We start from the raw sequence: 13400 nt of genomic DNA, 5'->3' as shown, positions 1-13400 counted from the left end.
CCAGCCCCTGCGCGTTTCAGATGCGCCAAAGGCCGATACAGGCGATGATCCGTTAAAACCGTCCGGCTGCAGGTCCGGCCCGGTCGACAGGCCCTGTCCTAGCAGCCTCAGTGCTTGCTGGCGAGATTGGCCGTGGTCTGAGCCGAAGTGAAGCGTACCCTGACCGATTGTCCCTGCTCGGGCGGGGAGGCCAGGCGCGCCCGGAAGCGGACGAGTTCCGCCGGTTCCAGGCTCGCGCGCGGCGGCTCGGTCGTCCAGGTGTAGAGCGTCGCGCCGCCTGCATCCTTGATCGCAACCTCGATCAGCGGCACCGCCGTCTTGCTCTTGGCGACATTGGTGACGTCGCCCTCGACGACCAGGAAACGGTTCTGCCCGTCATCGACGACCCCGCTCTCGACCGCGCTCAGGCTCAAGCCCCGGATATTGACGGGCATGCCGAGCTTCTCGAACAGCCCCGCGAGCTGCGGAGCCGCGCGCACCGTCGCCTCGCGCTGCCAGGCGACGACGCCGAGCAGGACAAGTCCCGCAAGCGCGGCGGCGGCCGGCAATCCGGCCCCTCCGTGGCGCAGAGAGGCGCCTTGCTGCTTGCGCGCCTTGCCGGAAGCCTTGCCACGGCGCTTCGGCCCGGCGGCAGGTGGCGCCTCCACGACAGGCAGCGCCTCAACGGCAGGTGTCTCCCCGGTCGCGTCCTGCTGCGCCCCTTCGGCGGCAATCGCGGTAATCTCGGCATCGATCGATGCGGCGCGCGCGAGCTCCTCAGCGAGCAACGCCTGGGTCTCCGCCTCGCTGGGCGGCTCCGGAAGCACGGCGGGCTCGACATGCCAGGACGTCTTGCAGTTGGCGCATCGCACCTTGCGCCCTTCCGGCCCCAGTTTGGCCGCGTCGAGTTCATATTGGCTCGCGCAGGATGGGCAGACGATCAGCATGGGTGCGAGCCAACTCCTTCAAACCGATGGCCGTGAGCGAATCGGCGCAGCCGACGATGCGTCCGCGCCTTGCCCGGCGGCAAGGCGCCGCAGGATGGCAACCGTCGCGCGTGGTTCCATTGGCGCGATTTATGGTTAACGCACCGTGAAGAATCTTCGGGGCAGACTGGCCGCATCACGATCTTTCCGCGCGCCTCTGCTTGCGGTGTAGGATCGGACACGGATTCGGTTCAACGAGGAAGACCGCTTGGTTCGGTTCGAGAATGTCGGCCTGCGATACGGCATGGGTCCGGAGGTACTGAAGGACATCAACTTCAGCATCGAGCCGCGCTCGTTCCAGTATCTGACCGGTCCCTCCGGGGCCGGCAAGACGACGCTGATGCGCCTGATCCTGATGGCGCTGAAGCCGACGCGCGGGCTGGTCAACCTGTTCGGCCAGGACGTCTCGCGGCTCGATCCCGACACGCTCACCGCCTTCCGCCGCCGCATGGGCGTCGTCTTCCAGGACTTCCGCCTGCTCGACCACCTTACCGTCTACGAGAACGTCGCGCTGCCACTGCGTGTCCTCGGCAAGGAGGAGGCGAGCTATCGCGCGGAGGTAGTCGAGCTGCTGCGCTGGGTCGGCCTCGGCGAGCGCATGCACGCCGTGCCGCCCGTCCTCTCCGGCGGCGAGAAACAGCGCGCGGCCATCGCCCGCGCCCTGATCAGCCGGCCCGAACTCCTGCTCGCCGACGAGCCGACCGGCAATGTCGATCCCGGTCTTGGCCGGCGCTTGCTGCGCCTGTTCATGGAATTGCAATCGCTGGGAACCGCCGTCGTCATCGCGACCCACGACCTCAACCTGATGGACATCTACGACGCCCCGCGTCTCGTGCTCGCCGACGGACACCTGCATGTCGACGCCTGAGGCCAGCGACCGGGAACCGGCTAGGAAGGAGCGCGGCCTGCCCGCCAATCTGCGGCGGGACCAGCCGCTCGTCCCCGTCGACAATGTCGCCGGCCGGGCGCTGATGGCTGTGATCGCGATCCTGACCTTTCTCGCCTCGCTCAGCGCGGGCGCCGCCGTCCTCGCCGCGCGCGCTTCCGATCAATGGCGCGGTGCGATCTCGAACGAGATGACCATCCAGGTCCGCCCCGATTCGCATCGCAAGATCGACGACGACGTGGCGCGTGCCGTCATGCTGGCGAGCGGATTGAAGGAGGTCGAGAGCGTCCGCGCCGTGCCCAAGGCCGAATCGGACAAGCTGCTCGAACCCTGGCTCGGCACGGGGCTCGACCTCGTCGAGCTGCCGGTGCCGCGTCTGATCGTGCTCAAGCTCAAGTCGGATGCCGGCCCCGACCTTGCCGGCTTCGGCGCGACGCTGCGCCGCGAAGTGCCGACCGCGACGCTCGACGACCACCGGCTCTGGGTCCGCCGCCTCTCCGCCATGGCCGGCACCATCATCGCCTCGGGCTTCGCCATCGTCCTGCTCGTACTGACGGCGGCGGCGCTGGCCGTCGCCTTCGCCACCCGCGGCGCCATGGCCGGCAGCCGCGACAGCGTCGAGGTCCTGCATTTCGTCGGGGCCGACGACGATTTCATCGCGCGCGAATTCCAGAGCCGCTTCATCCGGCTCGGCCTCCGCGGCGGCCTGTTCGGCGGCGTCGCTGCGATTGCCACGATCGGCATCCTCGGCTTCCTCGCCTCGCGCTGGAGCGCGACGCCCGAGGCGGAGCAGTTGCAGGCCCTGTTCGGCGCCTTCGAGATCGGCTGGACGGGCTATGGCGCCGTCATCCTCGTCGCGCTGGTCGTGGCCGCAATCGCCGGCCTGGTCTCACGCTTCACGGTGCGCCATCACCTGAGGATGCTGGCGTGAGCATCCCGACAGGCGCGCGCCGTCAACCAAGCTTTAACGCCTGCGGCAAGGCCGGACGCCAGCGTGCCGCCGTTATGCCCGATTGGCAGGCTACGACGGCGGCGTCATGGCCATGATCGGCAGCACGAACGACCATCTTGCGATGGCCCCTTCCGATTCCGCGCCCCGGGACGGCAAGCCCGCCCGGGCGACTTCGCTGCGCCGCATTCTCGGGCTGGCAGCGGTGGCCATTGCCGGCCTTGGCGTGCTGCTTTTCGGCATCGGCTATGTGCGTTTCGCCGCGATGATCGACGGGCGCGAACGGACGGATACGCCGCGCACCGACGCGATCGTGGTCGTGACCGGCGGCGCCCAGCGTGTCGGCGATGCCATCGGCCTGCTCGGCGCCGAGCGTGGCCAGCGGCTGCTGATCAGCGGCGTCAACGAGAAGACAGGCCGCGAGGAACTCGCCAAGCTGAACCCGGCTTCACGGGACCTTCTCACCTGCTGCGTCGACCTCGACTACCGCGCCCGCAACACCATCGGCAACGCGATCGAGACCAGGCGCTGGGTGCGCCGACACGGCTTCCGCTCGCTGCTCGTGGTGACCTCGAACTATCACATGCCACGCACGCTCGCCGAATTCGGGCATGCGATGCCGGGCGTCGAGCTCGTCGCCCATCCGGTCGTCACCGATCATGTCGACACCTCCGGCTGGTGGAACCGCTGGTCGGTCGTGAAGGTGCTGGCGCCCGAATATGCGAAATACCTCGTCGCACGCGTGCGCAGCCTCCTGGAGACCGATCCCGAAACCTCGCGCCTCTCGGTCATCATCGGCGGCCGCAAGCCGGTCTCGCCGAAGCCGGCCGACATGCTCGGCCCCGCCGCCGAGAAGCGCACGCGCCTGCTGGGCCAGCATCGCCACGAAGGTTGATGCCGAAACGGCAACGCTGCGCTTGACCGAAGCGGTGTCTCGGGCTCATTGCGCTGCATGCTCGTTCTGCGCTCCCTCGTCTTCAATGTCCTGTTCTATGCCAATCTCATCCTCTGGCTGATTTTCGGCGTCCTGCCCGCGATGCTCCTGCCACAGCGAATGCTGCTGGCCGTCGCGATCGGCTGGGCGCGCTCGGCGCTCTGGCTGATGCGCGTCGTCGCCGGCATGCGCTGCGAGATCACGGGCCTGGAGAACATCCCGCAGGGCGGCCTGATGGTCGGCGCCAAGCACCAGTCCTTCCTGGAAACCTTCGCGCTGATCACGATCTTTCGGAATCCTGTCTTCATCCTGAAGCGCGAGCTGACCTGGATTCCGGTCTTCGGCTGGGCCCTGAAGAAGCTGCGGATGATCCCGGTCAATCGTGGCGCCCGCGCCCGCGCCCTTTCCGACGTCACGCGCCGCGCCAAGGTCGAACTCGGCCAGAACGGCCGCCAGCTCCTGATTTTCCCGGAAGGCACCCGGCGTCCGCCCGGCGCCCCGCCGGCCTACAAGTTCGGCGCCGCCCATCTCTATGCCGAGCTCGGCGTACCCTGCGTTCCGGTTGCCCTGAACACTGGCCTCTATTGGCCGCGCCGCAAGTTCCTGCGCCGCCCCGGCACGGTCCGCATCGAGATCCTGCCGCCGATCGAGCCGGGGCTCGACAAGGTCGCGTTCCAGAACCTTCTGCAGGAGCGCGTCGAGGCCGCGAGCGACCGCTTGTTGGCGCAGGGCCGCGCCGAGCTCGCCGCGCGCGGCATGGATCCGCTCGCCAACTCCTGACATCCCCTGACAGCAGGCATCGAACCGAGGCGCGGTCTCGCGATCGCCAGCGCTTGACTTATCCCCATGTTGTTCCCATTTTGTTCCTATCCCAGGAGGAACGGACATGGCCGCTCTCGCCTATCGCTACACCCCCGATCTCTTCGATGAGGCGCCGGCCGCCCGTGAAATGCCCTTGCGCAGCGCGACCGCGCTCAGCGAACGCCGCTTCACAGCATGGCGCGGCCGCTCGGGCCGGCGCTATGTCGCCTCGGTCTTCTCGGTCGACGACACGCATGCCCTGAGCTTCACCGATGCGGTCTTGCTCGCCATCTCAGCCGACCGGCGCGTCATCGCCGCCCGTGATTCCGGCCCCTTCGGCATCGAGGCCGCACTCGGCCGCTGGCAGCGCGCGGTGATGGCCGCCGGCGCCTGCGAAATCCACGTCCATCTGCTCGCCGAGGACGGGATGAGCCGCCGCGCCGCCCTGCTCGACCTGATGCCGGAGGCGAACCCGGAAGGCTGATCAGCCCGCCAAGCATCGGCCCGAAAAGTGGAATGCGGCTTTCAGGCAAGCCGATGCAAGATCAAACCCCTCTGGCATCGGATCGATGCTAGAGGGGCGGATGCGGCGCACCGAGCCCCGGCGCCAGTTGTTGCGCCAGCTCGGCCAGCACGGGATCGAAGATTCCCATCTTGCGCAGGTGCTCGTGCGTCTGCAGCACATAATCCGGGTTCTCCCCGGACTGGCCCCTGCCCTCTCGCACGAGCTTGAGAAGCTGTTCCGGCGGCAGCTTGCCGGCATATTGCAGGTGCTTGCGGTCGGCGACATAGACGATGCCGCGCACCTGCCGGCCATCCTCCAGCTTCAGCGCGACATGGCGCTCGAGATAGACCGCCGTCGCCTGCTCGCGCGCTCGCAGATAGTCCACCGTCTCCTGCGCCTTCGAGGCCGCGACGCGGAAGGCGAGCCCGCGGCAGACCCCACCGCGATCGAGCCCCAGCACCAGCCCCGGCCGCTCCGGCGTGCCGCGATGCACATGCGAGAACACGCAGAGCGAACGGTGATAGCCGTGCAGGCGCGCCTGCACGCTCTCCTCGAAGGCGAAGCCCGGCCGCCAGATCAGCGAGCCATAGCCGAAGACCCAGAGATCGGTTGAGCCGAATGCGGTCGTCATCCTCGTCCCATAATTTAGCCGCGCCGGCCTGCTTGCTGGGCCTGTCGGTTCGGTCGGGTCGCTTGCTCTGGCGCCTTCCCGTCCGGCGAGCTAAACCATCGAGCCGAAGAGCGTGATCCGCTTTTCGAGCAAATCCGGTGCCACGACAACGCGATAGACCGCCCGCGAAAGCAGTCCGGGCGATCTAGCGATCCGCCCGCCTTCGCGCAAGGAATGCCTGCCGCATGACCGATCCCCTTCCGACGCGCCGCCGCAGCCGCTTCTGGCTCTACGGGCCCTTCATGCTGCTGGTCCTCCTCGCTGCCGCCTGGTCCGCCTTCTGGTTCTACGCACGCGGCCGCATCGCGACCGAGATCGACACCGCCCTGGCCCGCGAGGTCGAACGTGGCCGCACCTGGACCTGTACCGATCGCAGCATCGGCGGCTTTCCCTTCCGCATCGAATTGCGCTGCAATGCGCTGAGCCTGACGTCCACCCGCTGGGGCGATGCCGTGCGCGTCGAGACCGGTCCCGCGGTCGTGGTCGGCCAGATCTATTCGCCCGGCCTCGTCATCCTGGAGGCATCGAGCCCGGCGAAAGTCACCCTGCCCGAAGGCCGCGTGCTCGACCTGACCTGGAAGAATCTCGACGCCAGCTTTGCCTGGCGCAACCCGGAGCGTTTCGCGCTCGTCGCCAGCGAGCCGCGCGGCGTGCTGACCACGCCCGGCCTGACGACCGAGACCTGGGGCGCCGCCACGCTCGAAGCGCATCTGCGCCGCAACCCGACGCGCCCTGCGGCGGATCAAGCGGTGGATATCGCGGTCGCCGCCAAGGGCACCATCCTGCCACCGATCGACGCGCTGCTCGGTAATACCGAGGCCGGTGAAATCGACCTGCAGGCGACGCTCACCCAAGCCGAGAGCTTCCGCAAGGGCTTCAACCCAGACGCCCTCGAAAGCTGGCGCACGGCCAACGGCACCTTCGAGCTGACCCGCCTCGTCTCGACCAAGGGCAAGGCCCGTGTCGACGGCAGCGGGCAGTTGATCCTAGACCCGCTGCACCGCGTCTCCGGCGATCTTCAGTTGGCAGCCGCCGGCATCGAGCAGATCGGCGGCCTGCGCGTCGGCAATCTGCTTGGCGGCCTCGGCGGCTTGTTGGGCGGGCGTGGCGGCAATGCCGGAACGGCTCCCGGCCTGACGACGCTGCCTCCGGTTTCGCTGCGCGAAGGCCGGGTCTTCATCGGCCCCTTCCGCATGCCCCTCCAGCCGCTGCCGCCGCTCTATTGAGGCCAAGAAAAAGGGGCGCCTCGCGGCGCCCCTTGAACTTCATTGAAATCCGACTGCGCTCAGGCCGCCGGCAGCGCCGCGCGCGGCGCCTCGATACGGGTGATCGCCTTCTTCACGGCTTCCTGCACCTTCTCGAAGGCACGGACCTCGATCTGCCGGACGCGTTCGCGCGACACGCCGAACTCCTCTGAGAGCTGCTCCAGGGTGATCGGATCCTCGGCCAGGCGGCGCGCCTCGAAGATACGCCGTTCGCGCGGGTTCAGCACCTCCAGCGCCTCACGCAAGGCCGAGTGGCGGTTATCCGCCTCTTCGGAATCGGCGAGGCGGCGTTCCTGGCTCTCCGAATCGTCGACCAGCCAGTCCTGCCACTCCCCTTCGCCATCCTCGCGCAGCGGCGTGTTGAGCGAAGCGTCACCCCCGAGGCGGCGATTCATGTCGACCACGTCCTGCTCGTTGACGCCGAGCTTGGTCGCGATTTGCTGCACCTGGTCGGGACGCAGGTCGCCCTCGCCAAGCGCCGAGATCTTGCTCTTGGCCTTGCGCAGATTGAAGAACAGCTTCTTCTGATTGGCCGTGGTGCCCATCTTCACCAGCGACCACGAGCGCAGGATGTATTCCTGGATCGAGGCCTTGATCCACCACATCGCGTAGGTGGCGAGGCGGAAACCCTTCTCGGGCTCGAAACGCTTGACCGCCTGCATCAGGCCGACATTGCCTTCCGAGACGACTTCGCCGATCGGCAAGCCGTAGCCGCGATAGCCCATGGCGATCTTGGCGACGAGGCGTAGATGCGAGGTGACGAGCTTGTGCGCCGCATCGCGGTCGCCATGCTCCCGCCAGCGCTTGGCCAGCATGTATTCCTCGCTCGGTTCCAGCATCGGGAACTTGCGGATTTCATCGAGATAACGTGACAGCCCGCCTTCGGCGGACAGGACGGGCAGCGAAGCACTCGCCATGCTCGTTCTCCTCATCGAGGCCCCCGCTTCGCGGCAGGCCCTCCGCGCGATCAACCTTCGCGCAGGCTTCGGATCCGGCAAAACGATCCAACGCAGGAAACCGTCATCGGTTCGGTTGGAACGTTCGCTTGCGGCGCCCCCTTGGCCATCCGCATCCGAACAACCCCAGTATATGCGAACTCACTCTGGCGGAAAGGTGGCAAAACCGCCGGGTTCGCTTACAGCCGCGCGAGTGCTGCTTGCAGATTCGCAAAATCCTCGGGCGGCTCGGATTCGAACAGCATCTCCTCGCCGGTCGCCGGATGCTCGAAGCCGAGGATCGCCGCATGCAGCGCCTGCCGGCCGAGCGCAGCCAGAGCGGCTTGCGCATCCGCGGGCAGGCGCACGGCCTTGGTGGCGAAGCCTGAGCCGTAGAGCTGGTCGCCCAGCAGGGGATGGCCGATATGGCTCATATGCACGCGAATCTGGTGCGTGCGCCCGGTTTCCAGACGGCACTCGATCAGGCTCGCCAGCGGTTCGGTCTCGTTCAGGCCTTTCAACAGCGGCGGATAGCGTTCGAGCAATTCGATATGTGTGATCGCCTCGCGCCCGCGCCCTTCCTTCACCACGGTCATCTTCTCGCGGTTGCGGGCCGAGCGCTCGATCGGCGCGTCGATCGTGCCCTCCCGCAGGCGCGGCACGCCCCAGGCGATGGCGAGATACGCGCGCTGGAGCGGCCCGGTGCGGCCATGATCGGCGAACTGCTTGGCGAGCTTCTGATGCGCCCGGTCGTTCTTGGCGACGACGAGCAGACCGCTGGTATCCTTATCGAGCCGGTGGACGATGCCAGGCCGCCGGACGCCGCCGATGCCGGAGAGGCTCTCGCCGCAATGGGCGATCAGCGCATTGACCAGCGTGCCATCCTCATGGCCGCCGGCCGGATGGACGACGAGCCCCGCCGGCTTGTCGATGACGATCAGGTGCTCGTCCTCGTAGACGACATCGAGCGGAATATCCTGCCCGACCGGATCGGCCGGCTTCGCCGCCGGCATGACGAGCGCAATGGTGTCGCCCTCGACGACCTTGCGGCTGCCATCGCTGAAGAGGGTGCCGTTGAGGCTGACGCCGCCCTCCTTGATGACTTGCTGCAGGCGCGCACGCGAAATCTCGCCGGCAAGCAGCGCGAGCGCCTTGTCCAGACGCTGGCCGGCCTGCTCGGGGCCGACCGTCAGCGTGACGGCGGCATTCGGATCGGAAACGGATGTCATCGCGCCGCTATAAGGCGCATGGCCGCCGGCCGCACGCCTTTTCCGCTCAGCCAAACAGCCTGAAACCGCTCTTCTTCGGCTCCGGTGGCGGTTCTTCCTCCGGGCCGGGGTCGTCAGGCGCATGCGAGACCGGGAAGATCACCGGCTTCGGCGGCGCTGCCTCGCGCGCAGCCGCTGGCTTGACCTCGGCGGATTTAGCTTCGACGGGCTTGGTCTCGGAACTTGCCACCGGCTCGACCGGCTTCGGCTCGACGACCGGCTTCGGCTCCTCCTTGGAAACCGGCGCCGCGGCAACCGGCTCCGGCTTGGGCTCTTCCTTCGGCGCGGGCGCAGGCGGCGGAGGCGGAGGAGGTGGCGGCGCAACGGCCGCAGGCTCGATCGTCGTGACGTTCTCGGCCTTGACCTCGATCAGCCTGGTCGAATCGTCGAGATCCGCCAGCACGTCATCGACGGCCTGCGCCCGGCTCCCCAGTGTCGCCGGCGGCACGGTCCAGACGAAGGCGTCGAGCCGCCCGGTGATCGGCGAGACCGGCATCCAGTGGTCGGAGACCAGCCCGTCCGCCACCCAGGCCGCATCGCGCGGCGCCCGCGTCGCCCGCGCCAGCCATTCGCGCACGCGGCCGGCGGCGCCGTGCTCGGCATCCTCCAGTTCGGCCATCAGCAGGCAGGCACGCACCGAGGCACCGCCCGCCAGCAGCGGCTTCAGGGTCTCGCGCGCCTTCTGGAACTCGCGCGCCTGGATCGCTGCTCCTGCCAACGCCAGCACGCTTTCCGGGTCGGAAGGACGCAGTTTCGTGAGCATGACTGCCCGGGCGAGACGGTCGAGCGCGCTGTCGCCCGGCCGTGCATCGAGATAGGCGGCGGCGATGTCGGGATGGGGCGCGTCCTTCCAGGCGGCTTCCAGCAGCTTCGACGCCTTGCGGACATCGCCGCGCTCGGCGAGCATCCGGCCGGCCAGAGCGGCCGCCGGCGTCAGGGCCGGCGCGAGCTTCACCGCCTCGAGCGCAGCGGCGAGCGCCTTCTCGGGTTCGTGGTCGCGCGCTTGCAAGGCTTCGGCCGCCAACAGCACGGCGCGCTGGCGACGCGCCTCGGCCTTGTCGGCCAGCCTGAGCGCGGCGCGCCGCTCGACCGCAGTGCGGGCCGCCTGCCAGTCACCGGCCTGGGTATGGAAATCGAGCAAGGCGTCATTGGCCCAGGCGAGCGAGGGCGAGCGGCGCACCGCATCATCGGCAAAGGCGCGCGCGGCAGTGACGTCGCCGCGCCGCTTGGCCTCGACAAAGAGGCCACGGAGGCCGAGCACGCGCGTCTCGGATTTCTCCAGCATCGCCTTGAAGGCAGCCTCGGCCTGTGCCCGGTCGCCGCTCAATTGTGCGGTCTGCGCCTCCAGCAGCAGGGTCAGCGGCTCGTTCGGAACGAAGCGGCGCGCCTCGCCGGTATAGCGACCGGCGGCGATGGGATCGCCTGCGCCGATCGCGACCATGCCGCGTGAGACGGCCTCGAAGCCGCGCGCCCGGCGCCGCGCCCGCGAGGACAGGCTGAAAGCCGAGGGCAAACCGAAGACGAAGCGGAAGATCGCCCAGACCAGCAGGACGAGAAAGGCGAGCGCGACGACGCCGATCGCCGCCAGCGCGACGCTGGTTTCGATCCGGTAGCCCTGCCAGAGCACGGAAACCTCGCCCGGCCGGTCGGCGAGCCAGACGGCGCCGAAGGCAAGGCAGGCGAAGACGGCGAGGTAGACGAGAACGCGAACCATGGACCCCTCAACCCTCCGTCAGCCGGCCACGCCGAGCGCCGCAACCGCATCCTGCGCGATTTTGGCGATCGCCGCATCCGCAGCGGCACGCTTCTGCAGATCGGCGCCGAATTCCGCACTGGCACGGCGGGCCGGCTCAGGCAACTGGCCCCACAGGGCCGCAGCCTTGACCATGTCCCCGGCGGCTATGGCGCTTTCCAGCCGGAGCGGCAGCGTCGCGGGATCTGTCGAGCCGCTGTCACCGACCGGGCGGACCGTGACGACGCGGCTGGTCAAAGCCAGCAGCTTGTCGCTCCAGCTATCGGAGGCCGGCATCACCTCGCGCTGGAACATCGCGCCATGCTTGCGGAAGCCTGCTTGCAGCGCCTCGCGTGTCGGTGCGCCGCCCGACGAGACCACCGCCAGGGCGGCGACATCGGCCTGCGCCACGCCGCTTTTCGTCAGCGCCGCGATATCGCCGGCAAAGGGCCGCCCGCCGGCAAGCGCGCGCTGCACCCGCTCGGCAAGGACGATCCGCGCCGCCGCCATCGCTTCCGGGCTGGCGCCCGATGCTGCCTTCGCCTGCGTCTCGACATTGCCGAGCCGTCCGGCAATCTGGTCGAGCCGCTGGCCGACCGCTGCGGCTGCCGCCTCGGCGCGCTGGGCCTGGGCCGTGAAAGCGCTTGTATCTGCCGCTGGCGCGTTACCGAGCGAAGCCAGCTTCGCCGTCACCGCCTGCAAGTCTGCGCCAGCCTTGGCGGCCACCTCCGTCGCAGCGGCCGCCTTGCGGTCAGCCGCGGCTGCGCCAGCCTGCAAGGTCTCGATCCGACCGCGCAATTCGGCGATCGCTTCCGTGCTTCCCGACGGCGCGGACCTGGTCAGGGCGTAACTGACGAGCGCGCCGCCGATCACCCCCCCAACGAGTCCAGCCGCAGCAACGGCAAGCCAGGGCGTGCCGGCCGGTGCTTCGCGCTCGACAGGTGGCCGTGCCGGCTCGACAGGCGGCGGCGAAAATTCTTTGGGCAAGGCTTCGGTCGGCGCCGCCGCTTCCGGCGAGGGCTTCGCTGCGCCCGCCCCCTCGGCGGCTTCCGGCACCGGCACCGCCTTCAACTCGACTGTCGGCGGTGTACGTTGCAGGCTCCCGCGCGGCTGCTGCCGGGCCGGATCAGTGAGCCGTTCGCGCGCCGAGACCTGCTCCAGCGCTGCCAGCATTCCAGCCTCTTCCGGATGCTCGGCGACCAGCACCGTGCTGGCGCCAGCCGAGATCAGGGGCGAGGCGACATCGGCGGAGAGCGCGACGTGGGTCAGTTCGAGCGCCTCGTCAGCAACGCCAGCCGCCTGCGCCAGCGCAATGAAGGTTCGGGCACCACGCGCCGAATAATGCAGCGCAGCCCCTCCGCCGCCATGTCGCAGCGCTGCCTGCATATCCTCCGGCAACGCAGAGACCGGCTCGGCCGCATAGGCTGTCCAGAGCGTCACCTCATAACCGGCCTCGCGCAGGCGACCCGGCACATCCTCCTTGCGGTCGCGCCCGACGATCATCAGCAGCTTCGCCGGCGCCGGCAGCACCCGCTTGATCAGCTCGATCAGGTCGTTGCGGTCGCCATCGGCGCTGCGGGTATCGTCGAGCCCGGCCTCGCGCACCTTGGCGGCCGTGCGGCTGCCGACGGTGAAAACCGGCAGGTCGTGCCACGTCGCCGGCCCATCCGCCAGCGCCGGCACGCCGTTGCCGCTGGTCAGAACGATCGCATCGAACGCACCTTCGGGCGCGGCATCCGTCAGGCGGATCACCTCGAAGAGCGGTGCGACCACCGGCTCGAAACCGTGCTCGGCGATGGCGCGTGCCGTCCGTTCGGCATCCGGGCGGGGTCTAAAGACGAAAACGCGCATTCACAGCTCCTGACAAAACCGGCGGCGACCGCAGGACGATCCGCGAACCGTGCAGCATTCCGCGATCACGCTGCATTGAGGCGGAACAATGATCCTGCGCATGCCGTCTCCTTTTCCCGTTCCTGCCATCACGGCGGTCGAGGCGCCTCTTGCGACGCACCTCTTGGCCTTGCGCCCCCTCGCGCACTATACGAAGGAATTGCCGGCACGGAACCGCCGGACGCTTCCTAGAGTCTGATCCCTCATTCCGCGAGACAAGTCGACCGATCATGCGTGTACTGGGGATAGAGACGACCTGCGACGAAACGGCTGCCGCGATCGTCTCCGTCGAGCGCTCCGGCGAGAGCAAGATTCTGTCCAACGAGGTGCTGAGCCAGATCGCCGCACATGCCGCCTATGGCGGCGTGGTGCCTGAGATCGCGGCCCGCGCCCATGTCGAGGCGATCGACCGGATCATCGCCCGCGCCTTCGCCAATGCGGATCTGAAGCCGGGCGATATCGACGCGGTCGCGGCGGCGGCCGGTCCCGGCCTGGTCGGCGGCGTCATGGTCGGCCTCACCGCCGGCAAGGCGATCGCGCTCGCCACCGGCAAGCCCTTCATCGCGATCAACCATCTCGAGGCGCATGCGCTGACCGCGC

General features: G+C 68.6%; 12 protein-coding genes and 1 pseudogene. 7 read left to right on the top strand and 6 right to left on the bottom strand.

The features are described 5' to 3' along the window. Nucleotides 1-107: 107 nt before the first annotated feature. A complete protein-coding gene (locus tag Q0Q36_RS15250) occupies nt 108-926 on the bottom strand; it encodes a DUF3426 domain-containing protein (protein WP_293799071.1) in 819 nt (272 codons plus the stop codon). A 247-nt stretch (nt 927-1173) separates the two neighbouring features. Between Q0Q36_RS15250 and ftsE the strand changes: the two genes are divergently transcribed. From ftsE to Q0Q36_RS15225, 5 genes are all read left to right on the top strand, one after another. Continuing rightward, entirely contained in the window at nt 1174-1833 is a 660-nt protein-coding gene (ftsE, locus tag Q0Q36_RS15245) for a cell division ATP-binding protein FtsE (RefSeq protein ID WP_257732655.1), read from the top strand. Further along, nucleotides 1820-2782, top strand: a complete 963-nt coding sequence (locus tag Q0Q36_RS15240) for an ABC transporter permease (protein WP_293799070.1) — start codon at nt 1820-1822, stop codon at nt 2780-2782. The genes ftsE and Q0Q36_RS15240 overlap by 14 nt, the downstream gene beginning before the upstream one ends. A gap of 112 nt (nt 2783-2894) precedes the next feature. Next, nucleotides 2895-3695 (top strand): YdcF family protein, encoded by an 801-nt coding sequence (locus Q0Q36_RS15235; RefSeq protein ID WP_293799068.1) that lies wholly within the window; start codon nt 2895-2897, stop codon nt 3693-3695. A gap of 57 nt (nt 3696-3752) precedes the next feature. Beyond that, entirely contained in the window at nt 3753-4514 is a 762-nt protein-coding gene (locus tag Q0Q36_RS15230) for a 1-acyl-sn-glycerol-3-phosphate acyltransferase (protein ID WP_293799067.1), read from the top strand. Nucleotides 4515-4620: 106 nt separating this feature from the next. Then, nucleotides 4621-5019, top strand: a complete 399-nt coding sequence (locus Q0Q36_RS15225; RefSeq protein ID WP_265056294.1) for a hypothetical protein — start codon at nt 4621-4623, stop codon at nt 5017-5019. A gap of 88 nt (nt 5020-5107) precedes the next feature. Here the strand turns inward: Q0Q36_RS15225 and Q0Q36_RS15220 are convergent, their stop codons facing one another. Next, nucleotides 5108-5671: a gamma-glutamylcyclotransferase gene (locus tag Q0Q36_RS15220; RefSeq protein WP_293799066.1), complete on the bottom strand. Its 564-nt coding sequence runs from the start codon at nt 5669-5671 to the stop codon at nt 5108-5110. 224 nt (nt 5672-5895) lie between these two features. Between Q0Q36_RS15220 and Q0Q36_RS15215 the strand changes: the two genes are divergently transcribed. Further along, nucleotides 5896-6936: a DUF2125 domain-containing protein gene (locus Q0Q36_RS15215; RefSeq protein WP_293799065.1), complete on the top strand. Its 1041-nt coding sequence runs from the start codon at nt 5896-5898 to the stop codon at nt 6934-6936. 59 nt (nt 6937-6995) lie between these two features. Here Q0Q36_RS15215 and rpoH read toward each other — a convergent pair whose 3' ends face one another. The 4 genes from rpoH to Q0Q36_RS15195 form a co-directional block, all read right to left on the bottom strand. After that, entirely contained in the window at nt 6996-7892 is an 897-nt protein-coding gene (gene rpoH / locus Q0Q36_RS15210; RefSeq protein WP_257732662.1) for an RNA polymerase sigma factor RpoH, read from the bottom strand. Between the two features lie 218 nt (nt 7893-8110). Further along, nucleotides 8111-9139, bottom strand: coding sequence for an RluA family pseudouridine synthase (locus Q0Q36_RS15205; RefSeq protein WP_293799063.1), 1029 nt, complete (start codon nt 9137-9139; stop codon nt 8111-8113). Between the two features lie 46 nt (nt 9140-9185). Next, nucleotides 9186-10892, bottom strand: a complete 1707-nt coding sequence (locus Q0Q36_RS15200) for a heme biosynthesis HemY N-terminal domain-containing protein (protein WP_293799061.1) — start codon at nt 10890-10892, stop codon at nt 9186-9188. A gap of 18 nt (nt 10893-10910) precedes the next feature. Beyond that, complete coding sequence (locus Q0Q36_RS15195) at nt 10911-12761, bottom strand: uroporphyrinogen-III synthase (protein ID WP_293799060.1); 1851 nt, start codon at nt 12759-12761, stop codon at nt 10911-10913. A gap of 269 nt (nt 12762-13030) precedes the next feature. On the opposite strand from Q0Q36_RS15195, the pseudogene Q0Q36_RS15190 reads away from it, so the two are divergent. After that, nucleotides 13031-13400: pseudogene (locus Q0Q36_RS15190) on the top strand (tRNA (adenosine(37)-N6)-threonylcarbamoyltransferase complex transferase subunit TsaD); the annotation flags it as partial.

It is taken from the genome of uncultured Allobosea sp., assembly GCF_945957345.1.
Lineage (GTDB): Bacteria > Pseudomonadota > Alphaproteobacteria > Rhizobiales > Beijerinckiaceae > Allobosea.
This window is presented reverse-complemented; position numbering and strand designations above follow the sequence as displayed.